Consider the following 20,103-nt stretch of genomic DNA (forward strand, 5'->3'; position numbering starts at 1 on the left):
CGATGCGCCGGCGTCAGCCGCGCTGCCTGTACCACGCGATGGTCTGCACCAGCCCCTCCTCCAGGTCCACCTGCGGTTCGAAGCCGAGGAGCTGGCGCGCCTTGCCGATGTTCGGGATGCGCAGGTCCACGTCCGGAAAGGGCCACTTCACGAATTGCAGCTCGGAGCGCGAGTCGGTGAGCTTCAGGATCTCGCGCGCGAGCTGGTAGATCGTGACCGTCGAGCGGGGGTTACCGATGTTGAAGGAATGCCCGATCGCCGCCGGGTGCGAGAGGACCATCAGCGTGCCGCGGATGATGTCGTCCACGTAGCACCACGCGCGGATCTGGCTGCCGTCGTTGTGCACGGTCAGCGGCTCGTCTCGGATGGCGCGCACGATGAAGTGGTGCACCGCCCCTTCGCCGATCTGCATCGGCCCGTAGATGTTGAAGGGGCGCACCGAGGCGGTGGGGAGGCCGTGCTGCTTGTAGTAGTTGAAGGTGAGGTGCTCGGTGGCGAGCTTGCTCACGGCGTAGGTCCAGCGCGCCTCGCCGACCGCCCCGAGGCTGGTCACGTCCCCTTCGGTCACGTTGAAGGCCTGGCGGCCGAAGACCTCGGAGGTGGAGAAGTCCACCACGCGCTGCAGGTCCCCCTGCTCGAGCGCCACCTCGAGCACGTTGCTCGTGCCGAGCATGGCGATGCGCATGGTGGGCACGGGGTTCTTCATCACCGTGTCCACCCCCGCGATGGCCGCGAGGTGGATCACGTGGGTGCAGCCCTTCATCGCCTGGCGCACGGTGGGGAGGTCCATCACGTCGCCTACCCGGAGCTCGACGTTCGGATGCCGATGCAGCCCCGCCGGTTCGAGGGCGTTGCGCCGGAGCGTGTCCAGCACCACGACGCGATTCTCCTCGCAGAGCGCGCGGCAGAGGTGCGTGCCGATGAAGCCGGCGCCACCGGTGATCAGGATGCGCATTCCCTTGAGCATGCGGTGTGCACTCTATCACAGCGGCCGGGCGTCAGGGCGAGGCCGGCGCTGAACGCGGCGCCGGGATGCGCTATGCTGTGCGGCACTACGTTAGCTTGTGCTTAGCCTTAGGAGGTCCCCATGCGCTGTGCCGTCTGCCTCGGCGTGCTCGTCTCCTGCATCGGTACGGCTCGTGCCACGACCTACGTGGTGGACGGCGCGCGGGGCAACGACGCCGCCGTCGGGAGCAGCACCGACCCCTGGCGCACGATCGGCGCCTCGCTCCCGAGGCTCCTCGCCGGCGACGTGCTCGAGGTGCGCGCCGGGACCTATCGGGAAGAGCTCGTCTTCGATCTGACGGCGAACGCGCAGAGCCCGATCGTGATCCGCGCCGTGGCGGGTGCGACCGTCGTCATCGACGGCGGCGGGACGCTCCCGGCCGACCCGGAGCAGGCGCTCGTGGTCGTCGCGGGGAGCCACACTACCTTCCAGGGGTTCGAGGTGAAAGGCTCGAACGGGCAGGGGGTCCTGGTGAACGGCGAGGCCAACGCGGTGGTGGGGTGCAAGGTGCACCACAACGCGCACCGCGGAATCTTTCTCACCACGGGGCGGAGCGCGGCGGCTCGGGACAACGTGGTCTACCAGAACGGTCTCGCGAACGAGAAGGCCCACACGCTCTCGACCGGGGAGGCGGGGATCGGGGTCTTCCAGGCCGACCAGGCGGTCGTCTCGGGCAACACGGTCTACAACAACCACGTGGCCGGGGTCGTGATCTCCGAGAGCTCGGGCGCGCTCGTCGAGCGCAACACGCTCTACGACAGCCTCGACCACGGCAACTACCTGGACCGCGCGAGCCGGGTAACCTTCACGCGCAACTTCGTCTACTGCACGGGCGCGGCGGCCTGGCAGGTCGGAAACCTCCGGCCGAACGGCCTCGCCATCGGAGACGGCCCCCACTCCGAGGGGCACGTGGTGACGAACAACATCTTCAGCGGCTGTCAGAACAACCTGATCTGGTTTCGCGGCGACGAGACGCCGGGGGTCACCATCGGCCTGCGGGGCGCGCTGATCGCCAACAACACCTTCTCGCAGGCGCAGGGAGTGGCGCTGCAGCTCGACGCCGGTCCGCACCCGGGGACGCGCATCATCAACAACATCGTGATCCAGTCGAACGCTTCGGTGCTCGAGCTGACCGAGCCCTCGACCGGGCTCTCCTTCGCCAGCAACAACTGGTTCGGCGGCGGCCCGCCCAAGGAAGGGGAGTCCAAGGACGACATCCTCGTCTCGTGCCAGCTTCCGAACATCACGGCCCTGAACCCGGCGGGCTTCCGCCTGCCGGCGAGCTCTCCCTGCCGGGACAAGGGGACGCCCGAGGCGGGGGTGGCCGTCGACTACTTCGGTACGAAGCGCCCCTACGGCGCGCGCATCGACGTGGGCGCGCACGAGTTCGACGGCACGAACGTGATCGGCGACGGGGGCATCGTCTTCGCCGACGGCGGTGCGCCGACAGCAGATGGCGGCCCGCGCGACGGAACGACGGGCCCTGCCGGCGACGGCACGATCTCCACCCAGCCGGGCGGCTGCTCGTGCGCGGTGAAGGACTCCGCGTCCGCGGCGCAAGCGGCCGGGGCCCTCGCGCTCTCGCTCCTCGTCGGTCTGGTGACCGGCCTCGCGCGAGCCCGGCGGCGTCGGGCGGACTGACGCGCGGCCCCTTGGGTATGACGACCCCGGATCCACTCCAGTTTGCACCTGGGCGGATCCCTGGGTCGGGTCGGTAGACCCTAGCCCGGGCCCTCGGGCCCCATGCGGCGCGCGCGAGAGTGGCTCCTTTCAATGACTTGAGCGGCCACGGATCCTGGCCCCCGCGTTGCATTAGACGTCGGTCAGGCTAAGGAAAGGTAAGCACCATGCGACACACTCGTTGGCATCGCATCGCCCTCTTCGCCGTACTGGGGAGCGCGCTCGCCGCTCCGGCCGCCGCTGATCGCACGCGGGCCGCGGGGCTCAAGGAGACGAACTACGTCCGCACCCGCACCGGCACAAAAGAGTGGGGCGTCGGAAACCTCCACAGCATGGGGATCCGCGTCTCCGCGAACAAGAACAGCGCGACGACCGGACGCGTGAACAAGCTCGTGGGGACCTCGAAGACGAAACAGGCCGCCCACGACAACGGTCTCGTATTCACGCAGGCGCACCAGCGCACCATCAAGACCAAGGAGGGCGGCACGCGCACCGTCGAGGTTTCGGGGTCCCTGCGCGCCGCGCGCAACCCGAACCTCGTGCACGGCAACAAGCGCGTGCAGATCACGCCGGGCGCCAAGAAGGTGCGGGCGAGCGAGCTTCGAGCCGCCGGGATCGAGGTGCGGGTCTCGGATAGCGGGAAGATCACCTACGAGAGAATGGAGGGGCGCTTCGACCAGGCGAAGGCACGCGCCGCGGGCGTCGAATGGGTCCAGGGCGTGAAGGGGAACCCGAATGGTGGCTACTTCCGCGCCGTGGCCGCCCCGCGGAGCACCGCCAAGTCTCTCGCTGAGACGCTGAGCGCCGTCGCCCCCTAGTCGTCCGCGCGCTCCCCTCCCCTACGGCGTCAACGCCGTCGTCGTCTCCACCGAACCCGAAACGAGCAGCTCGGGCGGCACCGTCGGAGCCACCCGCTCCACCTCGAAGCCGTAGCGCCCGATCATCTTCACCGTCTCGTCGGCCCCCGCACCGGGCGTCGTCAGATAGCCCTCGATGAAGAGCGCGTTCGCCGCGTAGAGACCGAGCCCCTGCTGCTCGCGGAGGTGCAGCTCGCGGCCGCCGGCCATGCGCACCTCGGCCTCCGGATTGACGAGCCGCACGAGGCAGAGCGCGCGCAGGCAGCGCCCCTCGTCGAGGCTGCCGTCGGGCTTGAGCGGGATCCCCTCCCCCGGGTGGAAGAAGTTGATCGGGATGGAGTCCACGCCGAGCTCGCGGAAGGCGAACGCCAGGTCGATCAGGTCCTCGTCGGTCTCGCCGAGGCCCACGATGCCGCCGCAGCAGCTCTTGAGCCCCGCCTGCTGCACCGTGCGCACCGTGTTCACGCGGTCGGCGTAGGTGTGCGTGCCGCAGATCTCACCGTAGCGCGCCTCGTTCGTGTTCAGGTTGTGGTTGATCCAGCTGACCCCGGCGTCCCCGAGCCGGCGCACCTGCGCCTCGTTCACGAACCCCACCGAGCAGCAGAGCTCGAGCGGAAAGTCGCGCGCGATGCGGCGAGCGGCCGCGCTCAGGCGTTCGATGTCGCGCTCGGTCGGCCCGCGCCCGGCGGTGACCATGCAGAAGCGGGTCGCACCCCGCGCGTGCGCCTCCTTGGCCCGCGCGTAGAGCTCGTTCTCGTCGAGGAGCGGGTAGCGCTGGATCGGCGTGTCGGCGACCTTGGACTGCGAGCAGTAGCCGCAATCTTCCCCGCAGTGGCCGCTGCGCGCGTTCACGAGCACCTGCAGCTTCACGCGGTTCCCGTAGCGCGCCTCGCGTACCCGGCGCGTGGCCGCCAGGAGCACCATCAGCTCCTCGTCGTCCACGGCGAGCACCTCGCGCAGCTCCTCGCGCGTCGGCACCTGCCCGGCGAGCACCCGGTCCGCGAGCTCGTGGAAGTCGACCGTCTGCATTCGGACTCCTTAGGGTTCGGCGCGGCAGGGCGGAAGTGCCCACCGCGGGGCGAACCGTACCGAGCCGGGCCCGGCCACGTCAATAGTGGTAGGCCACCGTGGCGAAGAGCTGGAGCGCCTGCTCCTCGCCCGAGAGGAGCGTCTCGGTGTGCACGCCGCCGATCCAGTGGCGTCCGAAGAGGAGCTCGCCGCTGGCGAAGATCGTGTGCCGCAGGATCCCCGCCTCCTGCGCGCTGAAGCGGTCCAGGTGGAGCGCGTAGCCGCCCCCGAGGCTGAGCCAGCTCGCGAGCGGCAGGTCGTAGCGCAGGCGGCCGCCGTACGAGGTGAGCGTGCTCCCCTGCTGGGTGAGAAAGGCGAGGTGGAGCTGATCGTCCGCCGCGAGCAGGGCGCTCGCCCGCAGCGCCGCCTCGCCCCACAGCCCCCAGCTGTCGCCCCCCTGACGGTCGAAGCCGGCCTGCACGCTCACCACGAGCTGCTTCGGCAGGCGCAGGTCGAAGAAGGCGCGCACGGCGTTGACGGGATCCTGGCGCGTAACGTCCCCGGGCAGGAGGTCGAGCGCCTCGCGGGAGGGGACGTAACGGTACCGATCGTAGCGCAGCCCGAGGTGGAGCCACGAGGTCGCGTCGGCCGCGAGCTCGGCCACCGCCTCGGTCAGGTCCACCGCGCCGAGACTCGCCGGGTGCGCGCCGCCGTAGAGGTCGACGGTGGCCAGCGCATAGAGCGAGAGCGTGCGCAGGTCGAAGGCCACCTGAGCGCTCACCGCCTTGCGGTCCAGAGCCCCGCGGTAGGTGCTGCCTACGAAACCCACGTCCGCGGAGAGGCTCCAGGGGTTCTTGCGAGGAGGGCTGGCGAGGCGCGCCGAAAGATAGCCGCCGAAGCGCGTGGCCTCGAGTCCGGGGTAGAGCGTGAGGAGCTTCGGCGCGAGGCCGCCGAAGGCGCCGACCGCGAGCCAGTCCGTCACACGCGCGCGCGCCGTGCCGCCGTCCACGACCCCCGCCTCGGGGAGCGGGCCCCCTGCGGTGCGCCCCACCTCGGCGCGAAAGCGCCCCGTTTCGAGACCCAGGCGCAGGCGATAGACCATCGGGATGGGTCGCGCCCCCTGGTACGGGCGCGCGTCGAGATCTTTCGCGAGCTGATAGCGCACGCGCAGGCGGTGCGAGTAGTCGAGCCAGTCCACGCCTAGGCGCGGCACGTCGAGGTCCGAGTAGAGCCCGAACTGGTGGTAGTTCGCCTGCGGGGCCGACCCGAGGTCGAGGAGCCCCGCGTACTCGAGGCGCACCGACCCGCGGATGCGGCGTTCGCCGGACTTCCCCTCCGCGGAGCTCACCGGTGCGAGGCGATACGGGACGCGCTTCGGCGGGTCGAGCTCCACCCCCTCCCACTTCGCGGCGAGCGCGGCGGCGGGCAGCGACGCGGGCAAGCGCTTGACGGGGAGCTTCGGCGGCCCGGCCGACGCGACCGGCCCGAGCACCTCGGCGGTGACGCGGTTCCCGCGGGCCGGAAGCCGCGGACCGCGCGGGAGCGAGGCACGTGCCCCCTTGGCCCAGACGTCGGCCAGCTTCAGCGTGACCGTCCCGCCGTCGGCGAGCGTCAGCTCCACGCTCTGCCCCGGCCGCAGGCCCTGTCGCGCCCCCAGGTTCAGGTACACGTCCGAGGCGGTGACCTGCACGACCTTGCCCACGAGGAGCCCCGCCGCCTCGCGCGGACGCGGCTTGCGCGCCGACGCGCGGCTCGCGCCGAGGAGGGAAAACCCCGCGCACAGCAGCAGCGCGGCCACCACCACCGCTCGAGGCTGCCTCGCCCGCGCGCTCCGCCTCTCCGTCATTTGCGTCCCGCCGGGTGACAGCGCAGGCAGGCGCGCGTCTCGAAGACGTAGCCCGCCATGCGACGGTGTTTGGGGTCCATCTCGCCCTGCACGTGGCAGGCCCCCGTGCAGCTCGTGGCGCGATAGTTCGACGGCTCCGTGTGGCAGTCCGCGCAGGCTATCCCGCGGTGCTTGCCGGTGAGCGGGAAGCGGCCCGCGTGCGCGCTGGCCACCGCCGGACGGAAGCTCTGCGTGCCGTGGCAACGGGCGCAGTCGGTAGAAAACCCGGCAGCGCGGTGGTCGGGGCTCTTCGCGCTCGCGAGCGCCGCGGCGTGGCAGCTCACGCAGCTCGACGAGGGGCGCGAGGTGTCGTGGCACTGGTTGCACGCGAGCTGCGCGTGACGCCCCGTGAGCGGGAAGCGCTGGTGGCTCGTGGCCAGCGCGGCGCGGCTGCCGAAGATGGCCGGCCGCCACGAGACGGTGCGATGGCACTGCTCGCAGCGCCGGTCGAAGCCCACCTTGGCGTGGTTCGGGTGCAGCGCCGGATCGTTGTAGGCCGCGGCGTGACAGGCGTAGCAGGCCGCGGGCGCGCCGCGGAAGCGGCTCTCGCGGGCCCCCGGATGGCACGATGCGCAGTCCGCCAGCGCGTGCGAGCCCGAGAGCGGCAGGCGAGTGCGTCGGTGCTGCGCGAGGAGCGGCGACGGCGTCCAGCTCGCTTGCTCGTGGCACTCGGCGCAGCCGCGCCCGAGCCGTCCGAGGTGCGGATCGGCGTGGCAGCTGCCGCAGGGGCGCGCCGTGGCCTGCTTCGGCCGATGACAGGTGGCGCAGGCCGCCGCCGCGTGCCGCCCGCGCAAGGGGTAGCCGGTCAGGCCGTGATCGAAATGCTCCGGACTCTTGAGCTGCCGCCACCCATCGGGCTGGTGGCACGCCTCGCACTTCTTGAGCAACGTGCGGCTGCGCTTGAAGACCGCCGTGCGCGCCGCCACGAGCACGACCTGCGCCTGCGGGGCGGTCCGCGCGCGTACGCGCTTCTCCAGCTCGAGGTGCCGCGACTTGTGGCAGGTGCGGCAGGTGACGTTCTCCATGCGGTAGTAGACGACCTCGTGGCCGTCCTTCAGCCGCACGCGATGGTGGCAGCTTTCGCAGCGTACCTTGCGATGCGCGCCGGCGAGCGCGAACTTGGTGAGACGCTCGTGGTCGAAGCGCGGCACCTTGAAGGCCTGCGTCCCCTCTCCGTGGCAGTCGCGGCAGAGGCGCTTCGGCTCCTTCAGCGTGAACTGACCCTGGTGCTGGTCGGCGTGGCAGGTCTCGCACCCCGCGCCGAGCCCGCGAAAGAGCACGCGCCCGCTCGCGTCGGGGCGGTGACACGAGGCGCAGGCCGTCTTCGCGTGCGCGCCCCGGAGCGGCAGCTTGGTCTTGTCGTGGTCGAAGGCGCTCCGCGCGAACGACCGCTCGTCGTGGCAGGCGCGGCAGGCCAGCTTCTCCGTCGGCGTGGCGCGAAAGTTCCCTTTGTGCGGGTCGCGATGGCACGCCTCGCACTCGCGGCTCTCGTAGGTGAAGCGCTCGGCAGGGCGCCGCTTCGCCCCGTGGCAGCTCGCGCAGGGCACGCCGCGATGGGCCGCCTTCAGCGGAAAGCGCGCCTGGTCGTGCTGCGCGAGCGTGAACCGCACGAGCGGCCAGCCGAGGGTGTCGTGACAGCCTTCGCAGCGCCGCGCGAGCTCGGCGTTCGGCGTGTCGTGGCGCGCGAACTGGCCCTGGTGCGTGTCCTTGTGGCAGTCGTCGCACCGACCGAACTTCATCTTCTTGTAGACCCGCTTCTTGCCGCGGCGGTGACACGCGTCGCACGAGGTGACGATGTGGCGCCCCGTGAGCGGGTAGCGCGTCTGCGAGTGGAAGGCCACGGCCTTCACCTTGGCGGCCGGGATGCCTAGGTGGTCGGCGCTCGCCTTCTGCTCGGGGAGCACCGTGCCGCCGGAGGCCTGTCCGCGGCTCACGCGCCAGGTCTCGACGGAGTGGCACTTGGTGCAGGTCGCGCCGAACTTCCCGCCGTGGATGTCCTTGTGGCAGCTCGCGCAGCCGGTGCTCTTCGGGGTCTGGCTCGCCTTCGCCCCGTGGCAGGCCTTGCATGCCGCGCGGCCGTGGCCGCCCTTGAGCGGCAACGTGGCCGGATGGCTATCTTTGTTGTAGTCGATGGCTGACCACTTGGTCTCTCCGTGGCATTTCTGGCAGGCCAGCGTGGCCTTGCCCCCCTTGACCCCCATGCTCGCGCGGTGCGGCGTCTTGTGACAGTCGGCGCAGGTGGCCGACGGGATCCCCGAGAAGCGCCAGGTCCCTTGCGCCGGGCGGTGGCACTTCGCGCAGGGCACGCTCTTGTGCTTGCCCTTCAGCGGAAAGCGCGTGCGGCTGTGCTCGGGAAAGCGCGTGACCGGCCGGAACCCCGTCTCGGTGTGGCAGCTCGTGCAGACCGCCCCGAGCGTGCCGCGGTGCACGTCCTGGTGGCAGCTTCCGCACTCGGTCCAGAGGCCGAGGTAGGTCCGCTGCCGGATCGGCAGGGGGAGCCGCTTCACCGACGGCTCCTTGATGTTGGCCGGCTTGTGGCAGTCGCGGCACGCGGCCTTCTTGTGGCTGCCGCTGAGCGGATAGCCGGCGAGGCGGTGATCGAACCCCTTTTCGCCCCCCGTGGGCCAGCGCGTGGTGGGAAACTCTCGCCCGTGGTGCTCCGGGTGGCACTTTCCGCAGCGCACCTGGTCGACACGCGCGTGGTAGCCCTTCCGGGCCCGCACACGTACGCGGAGAGCCGAGTGGCACTTGAGGCAGAGGCTCGGCTCCACACGGTCGCGGCTGTGGCAGGCCGCGCACTCGGTCTCCAGCCCCGCGTGGGCCGAGGAGAGCTTGCCGGGCGAGATGGCTTGACCGCGAGCCGCGCTGCCGGTGAAGCTCAGGCCGAGCGCGGCGGCGACCACGGCGAGCCGTCGCAGGCACGAACCCTCGACGCCTCGCCGTTTCGCGTCACCCAGTCGATTCACGAGCGCATCCCATGGCGCGCAGCAAACGAGATCGAGTCATTCCGTGGATCACCGCCCTCGTGGGCGGCGTGGCCCTCGTCGGCGTCGGCACCGTGGCTGTCCTCGGGTGGCCATACTACACGGCGGCTCCAGCCGACCGCATCTTTTTCCCCGAGCATCGACTCTTCGGCGCGGCGGGTCGGATCGGCCTCTGGCTCGGCGTGCTGGCCGGCGCGCTCTTCCTCTTCAATCTGCTCTACCTCGCGCGGAAGAAGGTTCATGCCCTCGAGGTCACCGGCTCGATGCGGAGCTGGCTCGACGCGCACGTGCTCACGGGCATCCTGGGCGCGCTCCTCGTGCCGCTCCACTCCGCGCTCGAGGTGAAGAGCCTGGTGACCAAGACGTGCATCTGGTCCCTCGTGGTGGTGGTGGTCACGGGCCTCCTCGGCCGGTACATGATCCGCTTCATCCCGCGCACGCGCGCCGGAGATCCGATGTCCACGGCCGCGGTCGAAGCCGAGGTGATGGCCTTCATCGACGAGGTACGCCCCAAGGCCCTCCACGACGCGGAGGCGGTTCGGGTACTCCAGCGCATCGCCGATGCCGCCAGTGCAAAACGAAGGCCGGCCCTCACCTTCAGCGAGAGCCGCGCGCGCCTTCGCCAGGTTCGCGCCGACATGCGCTATCTGAAGACGGTGGCGGCGGGGACGAGTGGGAGCGGGGACGACATCTTCGAGCTGGACTTCATCCTCAAGCGCGTCCAGGGCATCTACAAGCAGACCGCAGCCTCCGACTTCGCGAGCCGGCTGATGGATAGCTGGCGGATCTTCCACGGAGTCCTGGCCCTGCTCTTCGTCGTCGCGCTAGGCGTGCATGTGGGCGTGGCGATCTATTACGGCTACGTGAAGTTCTAGAGCTTGCGCCGATGGGGGTGTGACAGTTTCCACCACCTGGTGGGGGCGGTCCCCCCGTGCTCGCGGTCCGGCCGCCGCCTCGGGACCTCGCTCCAGGCCGAGAAAGCCCGGCACTCCCGTCCGCTGCGCTCGCGACGAGGCGCTACCTGGGACGGTCCGAGCTGGCACGCAACGTGCTCATTGTCCCGCCTGCGGCTCGAGCCTTCACCGGCGAGCGCTTTCCGACGATGATAGAGCGAGAGGAGCAGACGACGCGTGGCACGGGCTACTGATCGGATCGCCAGACGGGTCGGGCTGGTCGGGGCGGTGGTCCTCACCCTGCTCCCGGCGCTGGTGCAGGCCGAGGCCCCGGAAGGGACGAAGGCCGGCAGCGCGCTCGGCGGCTGGAAACCGCGCCTGCCCGACATGGTGATCGAGGCCGAGACCCCCGAGGTAGACAACTCGCTGCTCGAGGCGGCCTATGCCGCGGCACCGCAAGCCGAGGGGGCTGCGAAGAAGGTCGACCTCGGCTTCACGCTCGCCGCGGCGGGGATCCTGCTCGTCGGCTTTGCGTGGAGCTACACCAAGAGCCGCAAGCTCTCCCAGCAGAACCTGGCGCGCCTGGTAGAGGCCAAGGAAGACGGCCTCGACCAGCCCCCGACGCTGCATCCGCACATCAACCTGGACAAGTGCATCGGCTGCGGTAACTGCACCCTGGCCTGCCCCGACCGCAGCGTGCTCGGGCTCGCGGGCGGACACGCGCACCTGATCAACGCCGCCAACTGCGTGGGCCACGCCATCTGCGCCAAGAGCTGCCCCGTCGAGGCCATCGAGCTCGTCTTCGGCACGACCGAACGGCCCGTCGAGCTGCCGCGCCTCGACGAACGCTACGAGTCGCAGGTGCCGGGGATCTATGTGGCCGGCGAGCTCGGCGGCATGGGGCTCATCGCCAACGCCTTCGACCAGGCCATCGAGACGGTGGACAACGTGGCGCAGGAGCTGAAGGGCGAGAAGCGCCGCGACGGCGGGCTGAAGGACCTGGTGATCGTCGGCGCGGGTCCCGCGGGCCTCGGCGCGGCGCTGCGCGCCCACGAGCTCGGGCTCTCGTACGCCTGCGTGGACCAGGAGAGCTGGGGCGGCGCGATCCGGAGCTATCCGCGCAAGAAGCTCGTCATGACGCGGCCGATTCACGTCCCGCTCTACGGCCCGGTGCGCATGAAGGAGACGAGCAAGGAGGCGCTCGTCGAGCTCTGGTCCAAGATCGTCGCGGAGACCGGGGTCGAGATCACCTCCGAGACGCGCGTCCTCGGCGTGACCGGGCAGGCCGGCGCGTTCACCGTGAAGACCAGCCGCGGCGAGCTCAAGGCGCGGCGCGTGCTCCTCGCCATCGGTCGGCGCGGCACGCCGCAGAAGCTGAACGTCCCGGGCGACGACCGCGACAACGTGGCGTACACCATGCTCGAGCCCGAGGCCTGGAAGGGCAAGCGCGTGGCCGTGGTCGGCGGCGGCGACGTGGCCTGCGAGACCGCGCTCGCGCTGGCCGACCAGCCCGACACCAAGGTCACCCTCCTCTACCGCGGCGAGGTCCTGAACCGCCCGAAGGCCGCCAATCGGCAGAAGGTGCAGGCGGCGGTGGCGGCGGGCAAGCTGCGCCTCCTGCTCAAGGCCAGCCCGACAGCCGTCAGCGTGCACGGCCTGCGCCTCACCGTCGGTGGCGGCCCCGAGCAGAGCCTGCGCGCCGACCAGATCTTCGTCTGCATCGGTGGCCAGCCCCCGACCAAGTTCCTCACCGAGATGGGCGTCTCCACCGTGACCCTCCGCGGCGAGGCCCTCGCCATCGCCGCCGAGCGCGCCGCCGCCGAGTCCGAGGCAGAGGCCGCGTAGACCGCGACGGCCCGGGGCGCGCACCTGCCCGTCGAGAATGACGAGCGCCGAGGGCCTCGCCACCGGCAAGGCCGCGTGCTGGATTGAAGGTCAGGGCTGGGTCGGGGAACCTCGATGATCGTTGACCGGGGGCGGTCCACTCGTCACGACCCGCCTCGGAGCCGGGCCCGGCCGGCCTCGGTGATGCGGTAGCGCTGCTTCGGGCTCCGGGGCTTGTCGGGGATGGTCATCTCGACGAGGCCGGCCTCGAGGAGCGGGGCGAGGACTTGGTCTCGGAACTTGGTCCTGTTCGTGCGCCCGGATGGCGCCATCAGCTCGGGCAGCGTCCTGGATTCAGCGGCCAGTTCGAGCACTTGGACTTGGTCCCGACTTAGGCCCAGCTTGGTCCCAGCTTGGTCCCTCGGCGTTGCACCAGCGACAACCTCGGCCCTGAACGTCACCGTGACCGCGCCGGCCTCGCCGAGAAAGTCTGGGTCGGGGATGCCGTACGCGCGGCAGGCCTCGATGACGCGGTTCGTGCCTCGGCCCCACGCCTCGATCGCGCCCGTGCGATGGAACGCCTCGGCGATGAGCGGATTGCGCCGGACCGACAGGTGCTCGCGCGCGAGCTGCTCCGCGTGCACGCCCGATGGGAAGTCGCCGATGCTGCGCACCTCGATGCGGTCGTCAAAGACGGCGATGGCCACGTACGAGCTCGGGTTGCTGACGTCGCGGTGGATGACGGCGTTGATAACGATCTCGCGCAACGCCTCCGCGGGCACCGGCAGACGGTCCTCGCGGTTGATGGCGCCCTTCGGAAAACGCGCCGACAGCGGCAGCGTCCGGTCCAGCCACGCGATCGCCTCGCGAACCATCGCAAACGCCTGCAGGTACTCCTGCTTGTTGTCGAGGATGTCGCCGGTGATCTTCGTACCCCGGAAGCGCCCGAGCTTGAGCAGCGCCTGCGGGTAGTCGGGGAGGAACTTCGTCCCGTAGAGCATCTGCGCGGCCTGCGTGACCTGCCCGTCGATGCGCAGGCCGAGTCGATCGAGAATGTCGCCGACGTCCATGCTCGTGCCGGCCGAAAGCCTCCGTTGCTCGATGGAGGTCGCGCGCGTGCGCAGGATCTCCTCGCGGTCGAGGTCTTCGAGGCGCACGCCCACGGCGGGCTGGTTCTCCCAGCGATACCGGCTGTGGTTGCGATCGAGGAGCAGGCGAGCGTACTCCTCCTGCGACATCACCGTGGTGGTGGAGCCCACGCGCTTGTACGGCTTCGACTCGAAGACGAACGGTGCGAACTGTCGGGAGGGCACTGCCTCGAGCACGATCACCTGCCGCCCGCTCTCGACGTCCACGCGGCTCATCTCGACGCGAACCGGCGGCTCGAAGCGGCCGAGCATCGCCGCGATGTCGCGGAGCGTGCTGTCGGCGACCTCCTGACCGACGAGCCTGCCGTCGGGGCCGACGCCGATCAGCACCTTGCCACCCTCGCCGTTCAGGAACGCGCAGAGCGTCTCGCCAGCGCGCTTCAGCTCGGCGGTCGAGCGCTTGAGCTCGAGCGTCGCGGACTCGCCTTGGGCGATGAGCGACTGGAGGGCGGTGAGCGTGGTCACGGGATCCTCCGCCGGGATTGCTTGTCCTCGATCGCACCTGCCTTTGGGTGCTTCCTCTTGGCTACCGTCTCTGCGCTCTTTTTGGGCGCTGCGGCCTTCGCCTTGGTGCCCGCCCGGATCGAAGTTCTCTCCGGCGCGGCGGGCATGAGGTCCTCTTCAGTGATCACCGTGCTCCAAGCGTTCGCTCCCCCGCACTCAGCATCCACCAACCATTCAGGCGGTGACGGTGGATAGGGACGCAGCTCACGCTCACCGAATGCAAACCACACGATGGCGCGGTCGGCGACGTATCGCCGAAGCAGGTCCTCCCGGATGTAGACAACGTCTCCCACGAGGCCATCGACGCCGCTGAGCGTGATCGTCGCTCGGCTTCCGTCAGGGAGGACTTGGTCGAAGGACTGCGCGACGCCGCGCAGGTCGAAGTGCGAAGAGAAGACCTGAGATGGTACGCGGGCACTTCCCGCGCGATTCATCTCACTGTGGTAGCTCTCCCAGGCGTAGTCGTGAGCGAGAACCTCCACCTCGACGGCTTGAGTGCCGGTCCGAACGTGCTCGCGGTACGCGCCCTCGGCGAGAGCCACAGAGGCGAACTTCGGGTGCCACGGGATCTCGCCCGCGAAGGTGTAGTGGTCACTCGGCACGTCACGCGTTCCCCAGGGGCGGTCCCCAGCCTTCAGCGCAGCCACGAGTCGTGGCTGGCGTTCCTTCGAGACCACCAACGCTGAGAGGAAGGCCCACGCAGTGCGACCAAGCACCCTGTCTTCGGCGCTGACGTGTCCATGTACGGCGAACCACGGTCCAGTGTGCCCACCGATTGTCTCGCGACGAATGATGCCGACGGGCAGCGAGGTCGTGCAGGCCAGAATCCAACTCTCGTGACTCTCGATGCTCGGCGATAGCCACGCCTCCGGAACGGAAGAAGAACCGTCTCTCGGTGGCTGTTCCGGAAACGACGGATCGATGTCGACGTCCGAGAATGGCTCGTCGCGCGGGAACAGCCCCTGGTCCTCAAGGATCCCGGCGTAGGTGAAGAAGCCGATCCGTCCATACTTCTTCCCGTAGCGCTCTACGGGCGGCCGATCTCCACGACCATGGCGATAGGCGTCCTCGGCGATCCTTCGGTCCAGCGCATCGAAGGTCGCCGTTCTCCATCCGAGCGCCCACACTGCCCCGCGCACATGGGCCACGGCGGCCTGATGCCCCGCGTGGCCCATGTCGTAGTTGCTGCGATCGTCGAACAGGCGGCCGAGCGTGTAGTTCTTGAAGTCCATGTGGAGCGTTCGCCCTGCTTCGTCGGCTCCTGGGGCTCCTTTGGGGAGTGCCTGGACCGGCGTGGGTGCGGCGAACATCCACGCACCGCGCAGCGAGGTGGGCAGCGAGACCGGGTAGAACTTCGCGGCGAAGGCGACGATGCCGCGTACGTAGAGCCGCACGAGGTAGTGGTGCGTCGCTGCGGTCGCCGACTGCCCCACGAACGCCGACGCGAGCTTTTCGAGAAACGGCCCCAGATAAGCTGCAAACCCAGCGTCTCCCGGCTGATGGCTCATCACCACGCCGTATGCGGCCGCGAGCATCCGCTCGCCCACGTAGGCGTCGTTCACCGGCACCGAATCGATGGTCAGCGCGAAGAGCCCTTCGGGATCGACGCGTCCGAACCAGTACAGAGCGCAAGTCGCCTGATCGCGCAGCCGTCGAACGGTGCTCGTGAGCGTCCACATGACCCAGCGCGCGCGCAGACGATCGCCCCGACGAACCTTCCCGTGTCGCCAGCGCTCCTCCAGATTCTCGAGGTCGCTGAGCACTCTTCGACCTCCGCCCAAAACGTCGTCATGGTTCCTGCGGACCCACTCCGTCCACCAAAGATCGCGGTCCGCTACCGACATACTTCGCAGCGCTCGATCCAGGCCCTCGGCGTTCAGCGGGTGGCCTTGCGTGCCGCGTACCTGCCAGAGTCGGGCAAGGACCTCAGTATCTCCGGCCCGAACGAGGTCGATCAGCGCGTCGACCGTCACCGCATCGAGGAACGCGGGTTCGAGGTGCGCCGCCAACCGCAGCGCTCGTCCACGCAGCGGCTCGTCCACCAACTGCCAGACCTGCTTCGCGTGGAACCGACGAGGGACCTGTCCGACCAACGAGCCGAGCACGTCACCGGCGAGCGGGTGTCGAACGTCGTAGCCGCCGGCGAGCGACGCCGTCGTGGAAGAGTCCTTGATCCACGTCTCGAAGCTGCTTTGGCCGTGCTTCGCCAGCAGCGCGTTGGCGATGATGTGACCACCGAGCAGGTCGTAGACCGGCACAAACGTATCGCTGCCGTTCGAAGGCATGCGGAGCAGCACGCCCTCATGCTCCAGCGCGCGCACGAGGCTCTGGTCCCACGGGCGCTGTGCATCTCCGAGCATGCCTCGAAGCTCACCGAGCTCGATAGAACGGGCTCCCGACTCCCACAGTTTGTTCGCGATGGTGGTGATCGCCGCGTTGACGTCATGCGCGTAGAACCGGTGCATGCGTGGAGCGAGTTCAACGACTCGAACGCCCACCTGCTCCAGGTATCGCTCGAAGAGCGACGTCAGAGAGCCTGGCATCGCGCCGACCCCGACCACCTGCAGCCGGGTCGCGTTCGTCACCTCGCAGAAGAGGCGTAGCGTGAGGGGATGCCTCAGGAAGCCGGGCAAGGATGCGTCGGTGTCGTCGATCTTCCAGTAACGGAAGTGTTCGTGAATGGCCTCGATCGTCTCCTCGCCGTAGTCGTTCATCTCGAGGCGGTGCGTTCCGTCAGGGAGCGCATCGTCCACAAATTCAGGGCGCAGCGTGCAGACCAGCAGCACGTACGGGCACTTCGCGAGGGTGGTCTCCAGCGCGGCGAGCAGCGGCTTCCACGTCCTTGGATCTTCCGACTCGTTCAGGCCGTCGATGAAGATGGGGAGACGTTTCTGAGCACGCTGACCGGCAGCATCGACTGCCGCGAGCAGTGCCTCCATGCTCGGCACAGGCTGAGCCGCGATCGACACGCGACGAGCCAGGTCATCGAGGGTGTGATTCGCGTGCAGGTCCCTTCCGTGCAGCAGCACCCCGTGGGGACGTGCCGTCGTTCTTGCCGTGAGCTGCGCCGCGAGGTGAGTCTTTCCGCACCCGGCGGGCGCAAGCACCGCGACCAGCCTCGAAGAAAATGCTGCCTCGACCTCGGAAAGCACCCGTATCGCGTCGTGACAGCCCGCCACCGAGTTCGTCGCGTAGAGCCCCGCGCGCTGGTTGCCAGCCCGAAGTCTCCGAGGGGCCGTCGCCACCTCGACAGACACCGCGCGCAAACGAGCGGTGAACTCATCGCGAAGGAGGTCCAGGTCGCCGACGCCGATGCCTGCCGCGACCCTGTCCAGGGTGTCTGCCGATTGCCGGGCCGTGGCGACGACACCCGTCACGAACGGTTCAAGTGGAGTAGGCACGGCCGGCGAGGATTCGACCGCCTGGGCGCTCGCGCGCAGGTCGCTCGCTAGCTCGCGAAGCGTGTTCCACGCTTCCACTTCACCGAGCATGCGACGCAGCTCGCGCTCGGCTTCACCAACGTGATGCACCTCCGGCTGCCATCGCGCTCGAATCGAGGCGACAGCCTGTTCGTGACCCTCGCGCAGGATGTCCGGCGTGAGCACCAGCTCGCCGAAGTAGGTGCCGCGAAGAACCGCGGCCGGCCCCGCGAGAAGGTTGTCGACCTCGTCACCCGTCCACAGGTGGAGTGTCATCTTGGACGAGAGGCCGCTGAACCAGTCTTGGTCGTCCTTGGTCAGCGTGCGGCGCGTCCACAGTACCCAGTCCGTGAGGTTAGGAAGGTGCTCTTCCGTCTTCCGGAGCCCTTCCTCGATCTTCGTTCGCCTCGTCGAACCCAGCGCGCCGTTCGCTGCGAGGTCGTACCACTTGCACTGCCAGCCCCACCAACGCCCCGGATCGCCGAGCGCAGCGCAGTGCTTGTCGAGCTTGAGATGGAACTCAACGCCGGGCTGGTTCGCGAGGGCGCGGAAGGTACCGTAGCTGCCGAAGTTCTGGCGCACGATAGCCCGGCAGAGCAGCTCGAAGTTCTTCTCCGCGCTCCCCGGCAGCCCCGTGAAGATGTCCCACTTCAGCGCTGGCATCGCGTATCCGCGCTCATCGGCCTCTCCCGTGAGCCGTGTTCGGGTAGTCGTGGGCCGAGTAAATCTCGATCCGCGCACCTTTCAGAATCATCACCTTGAGGAATGCCGAGATGTCGAACTCCTCGGTAGTAAGGACAAGGTCATTGCCCTGGAGTTCGACGCTGACCTCGTACGCGAACTGTTCGAGCTCACCCGGCCCGATCGTCGTCACGTTCAGCTTCCCAAGAAGGTCGAGCATCGCGTTCCCGTAGCGCTCCGATGGGCTGCCCAACGTCACCGTTCCTGCCGACTGGTCCTCAGCGACCTGCTTCGTCAGCGCGTCGATAATCTCCTTGGCTTTCATCGCATCCGTGGCGTCCTCGAAGTGCCCGATCATCACGAGGTTCGCGGAGTGTTCCGAGCCGTGCTGGTACCAGATCTTCATGTGTCGTTCTCCGCGAGGCCATGAGCGAGTTGGTCGAGCGCCTGCATTACACCGCCATCGCTGAGCTGCACGCCGGTGTCCGAATAGGAGGAGGGCTTGAGCACGCCCATTGCGTCGATGTGGGCGTACGCGCGTAGGCCGCGTTCCTGCACCAATGCATCGCAGGTCGGGAAGCCTTCGGCGCTCGACTCGTTGATGCAGAGCTTCAGCGGCCCCTTGTAACCGTCGACCCAACGACGCAGCCCCTGAAGCGTGTCCACGGAGGCGGCCATTACGCTGCGAACGGGCATCTGGGGGAGCAGCAGGAGCTCGCAGGCTCCAGCGTCAGCAGAGACACGGGCGACCTCATCGAGCTCGGGCAGCGTATCGTCGTTGACCACCACGTTCACGCCGCAGCGCGAGATGGATCGAACGTCCCTGAGTCGCTCAAGCAGCTCGGCGAACGAACGTCGTCGGATGGACTCATAGGTCGCCCAGACTCCGTCCATGCTCACGCGGATGAAGTGGACGCTACCGCGAAGGCGCTCCGCCAGCTCGTTGTCAACGTGGTGGCCGTGGGTGGTGAACGAGACCGATAGCCGCGTCTCCTGGGCCACGTACTGGCAGAGCTTCACGAACTCCGGGTGGAGCGTCGGCTCGCCGCCACCGAAGCCGACTCCGAGGGTGCCTGCCGCGTCCAATTCTGCGAGCCACCGCGTGATGGTGTCGAACCGCAGCTCATCGCGTGACTTCGGCGCGTAGCAGTGGGCGCACTCCAAGTCACAGCGGTTCGTGAGCGCAATGGAGACTTGTCGAGGTGCCCGCGTGTGGAGAGAGATGGGGACTGAGATCTCGTCTAGGAGAACGTTCAACCCGGTGTTGCGTTCGAAGAGGTGCACGCCCGCAGTGGAGAAGCGCCACTTCCACTGTCGCCGCCCGTCGAGTGACGTCGGATCAACTTCGGACCTCGCGTCAACGCCAAGGCCATTCATGCGCGTCCTCCGACCTCAGCCGCCACGTAACGCGCTTCCCCTCAAGCTCGCGCCAGGTATAGAGGCGTGCGCGGGCTCTCCTTCCAGGATGCGAGGAGTAGGCGTCATACGCTGGCCTCCGCACGCCACTTCTCAGCAGCTAGCGGCAGGGCGTTGAGCTCGGCCCGCGCCTCACGCCAGGAGGGGAAGTGCTTGTCCAACAGGCCGGTGAAGCGCTCGCTGTGGGTCGGCTCGATCAGGTGCAGCATCTCGTGGACAATGACGTACTCCACGAGGTCTTTGGGCTTCTTTACCAGCTCGGTATTGAGGCGGATATTTCCCGCGCTATGGTTGCAGCCTCCCCACTTCGTCTTCATGCGCTGGAGGTAGTAGCCGGTCACCCTGACGCCGAGCTTGCCCTCCCATTTCGCGATGAGCGGCGGCACGACCTCATGGAGCAGCGCCTTGTGCCACGAGTGGATGAGCTCCTCACGCTTCGCGCTGCTCGTCCCAGGCCGCACTCGAAGCGTGATCCTCCGATGACTGAGCCGAACAGAGGGCTTCTCGTCCGCCTCGACCAGGGTCAGGAGGTAGCGTCGCCCCCAGAGGTAGTGGGTCTCTCGCTCGACGAAGCGTCGCGACGTCTCTCGAGCCTGGGTCTGGAACCTGGCTCGCTGCTCCCTGATCCATCCCAGTTTCGAAATCGCGTAGGCGCGCGCGACCTCGACGCGCGTGGCCCTCGGCGCGACCAAACTGACTCTGCCCGCTGGCGGATGCACCGAAAGGTGAACGTGCTTGACGTCCTTCCGGGTCATCTCGATGGCGATCTCGCCAATCTGCAGCGTCTCGGTCATCCGG

General features: G+C 68.8%; 13 protein-coding genes. 4 read left to right on the plus strand and 9 right to left on the minus strand.

Annotated elements, in window-relative coordinates; genetic code table 11:
* Positions 1–13: 13 nt before the first annotated feature.
* On the minus strand, positions 14–967 hold the full coding sequence (locus tag IT371_05605) for an NAD-dependent epimerase/dehydratase family protein (GenBank protein ID MCC6747115.1): 954 nt from the start codon (positions 965–967) through the stop codon (positions 14–16).
* Positions 968–1,087: 120 nt separating this feature from the next.
* Between IT371_05605 and IT371_05610 the strand changes: the two genes are divergently transcribed.
* A complete protein-coding gene (locus IT371_05610; protein ID MCC6747116.1) occupies positions 1,088–2,647 on the plus strand; it encodes a right-handed parallel beta-helix repeat-containing protein in 1,560 nt (519 codons plus the stop codon).
* Between the two features lie 206 nt (positions 2,648–2,853).
* Positions 2,854–3,504, plus strand: coding sequence for a hypothetical protein (locus tag IT371_05615; protein ID MCC6747117.1), 651 nt, complete (start codon positions 2,854–2,856; stop codon positions 3,502–3,504).
* Between the two features lie 21 nt (positions 3,505–3,525).
* Here IT371_05615 and bioB read toward each other — a convergent pair whose 3' ends face one another.
* The 3 genes from bioB to IT371_05630 form a co-directional block, all read right to left on the minus strand.
* The gene (bioB, locus tag IT371_05620) at positions 3,526–4,572 is read right to left on the minus strand and encodes a biotin synthase BioB (protein ID MCC6747118.1); all 1,047 of its coding nucleotides are present in this window, start codon (positions 4,570–4,572) and stop codon (positions 3,526–3,528) included.
* Between the two features lie 79 nt (positions 4,573–4,651).
* A complete protein-coding gene (locus IT371_05625; GenBank protein ID MCC6747119.1) occupies positions 4,652–6,397 on the minus strand; it encodes a hypothetical protein in 1,746 nt (581 codons plus the stop codon).
* A complete protein-coding gene (locus IT371_05630) occupies positions 6,394–9,402 on the minus strand; it encodes a hypothetical protein (protein ID MCC6747120.1) in 3,009 nt (1,002 codons plus the stop codon). Before IT371_05630 ends, IT371_05625 begins: the two co-directional genes overlap by 4 nt.
* An 11-nt stretch (positions 9,403–9,413) precedes the next feature.
* Between IT371_05630 and IT371_05635 the strand changes: the two genes are divergently transcribed.
* Positions 9,414–10,295, plus strand: coding sequence for a hypothetical protein (locus tag IT371_05635; GenBank protein MCC6747121.1), 882 nt, complete (start codon positions 9,414–9,416; stop codon positions 10,293–10,295).
* A gap of 255 nt (positions 10,296–10,550) precedes the next feature.
* Complete coding sequence (locus IT371_05640) at positions 10,551–12,158, plus strand: NAD(P)-binding domain-containing protein (GenBank protein MCC6747122.1); 1,608 nt, start codon at positions 10,551–10,553, stop codon at positions 12,156–12,158.
* Between the two features lie 143 nt (positions 12,159–12,301).
* Here IT371_05640 and IT371_05645 read toward each other — a convergent pair whose 3' ends face one another.
* The 5 genes from IT371_05645 to IT371_05665 all read right to left on the minus strand — a co-directional run bounded on the left by IT371_05645 (position 12,302) and on the right by IT371_05665 (position 20,099).
* Positions 12,302–13,750: a putative DNA binding domain-containing protein gene (locus IT371_05645; GenBank protein ID MCC6747123.1), complete on the minus strand. Its 1,449-nt coding sequence runs from the start codon at positions 13,748–13,750 to the stop codon at positions 12,302–12,304.
* Positions 13,747–17,871 carry a hypothetical protein gene (locus tag IT371_05650; protein MCC6747124.1) on the minus strand — a complete coding sequence of 1,375 codons (4,125 nt, stop codon included), beginning with the start codon at positions 17,869–17,871 and terminating at the stop codon, positions 13,747–13,749. The genes IT371_05645 and IT371_05650 overlap by 4 nt, the downstream gene beginning before the upstream one ends.
* A gap of 13 nt (positions 17,872–17,884) precedes the next feature.
* On the minus strand, positions 17,885–18,295 hold the full coding sequence (locus IT371_05655; protein MCC6747125.1) for a hypothetical protein: 411 nt from the start codon (positions 18,293–18,295) through the stop codon (positions 17,885–17,887).
* Positions 18,292–19,266, minus strand: coding sequence for a radical SAM protein (locus IT371_05660; GenBank protein MCC6747126.1), 975 nt, complete (start codon positions 19,264–19,266; stop codon positions 18,292–18,294). Before IT371_05660 ends, IT371_05655 begins: the two co-directional genes overlap by 4 nt.
* Before the next feature lie 104 nt (positions 19,267–19,370).
* The gene (locus IT371_05665) at positions 19,371–20,099 is read right to left on the minus strand and encodes a M48 family metallopeptidase (GenBank protein MCC6747127.1); all 729 of its coding nucleotides are present in this window, start codon (positions 20,097–20,099) and stop codon (positions 19,371–19,373) included.
* Positions 20,100–20,103 lie beyond the last annotated feature (4 nt).

It is taken from the genome of Deltaproteobacteria bacterium (genome assembly GCA_020848905.1).
Lineage (GTDB): Bacteria > Myxococcota_A > Polyangia.

What these genes read in the sequence shown, in the direction of transcription:
- IT371_05605 (MCC6747115.1), bottom strand. Translation starts at nt 967, where the DNA reads ATGCTCAAGGGAATGCGCATCCTGATCACCGGTGGCGCCGGCTTCATC.
- IT371_05615 (MCC6747117.1), top strand. Translation starts at nt 2,854, where the DNA reads ATGCGACACACTCGTTGGCATCGCATCGCCCTCTTCGCCGTACTGGGG.
- IT371_05660 (MCC6747126.1), bottom strand. Translation starts at nt 19,266, where the DNA reads ATGAATGGCCTTGGCGTTGACGCGAGGTCCGAAGTTGATCCGACGTCA.
- bioB (MCC6747118.1), bottom strand. Translation starts at nt 4,572, where the DNA reads ATGCAGACGGTCGACTTCCACGAGCTCGCGGACCGGGTGCTCGCCGGG.
- IT371_05625 (MCC6747119.1), bottom strand. Translation starts at nt 6,397, where the DNA reads ATGACGGAGAGGCGGAGCGCGCGGGCGAGGCAGCCTCGAGCGGTGGTG.
- IT371_05610 (MCC6747116.1), top strand. Translation starts at nt 1,088, where the DNA reads ATGCGCTGTGCCGTCTGCCTCGGCGTGCTCGTCTCCTGCATCGGTACG.
- IT371_05650 (MCC6747124.1), bottom strand. Translation starts at nt 17,871, where the DNA reads ATGCCAGCGCTGAAGTGGGACATCTTCACGGGGCTGCCGGGGAGCGCG.
- IT371_05655 (MCC6747125.1), bottom strand. Translation starts at nt 18,295, where the DNA reads ATGAAGATCTGGTACCAGCACGGCTCGGAACACTCCGCGAACCTCGTG.
- IT371_05665 (MCC6747127.1), bottom strand. Translation starts at nt 20,099, where the DNA reads ATGACCGAGACGCTGCAGATTGGCGAGATCGCCATCGAGATGACCCGG.
- IT371_05635 (MCC6747121.1), top strand. Translation starts at nt 9,414, where the DNA reads ATGGCGCGCAGCAAACGAGATCGAGTCATTCCGTGGATCACCGCCCTC.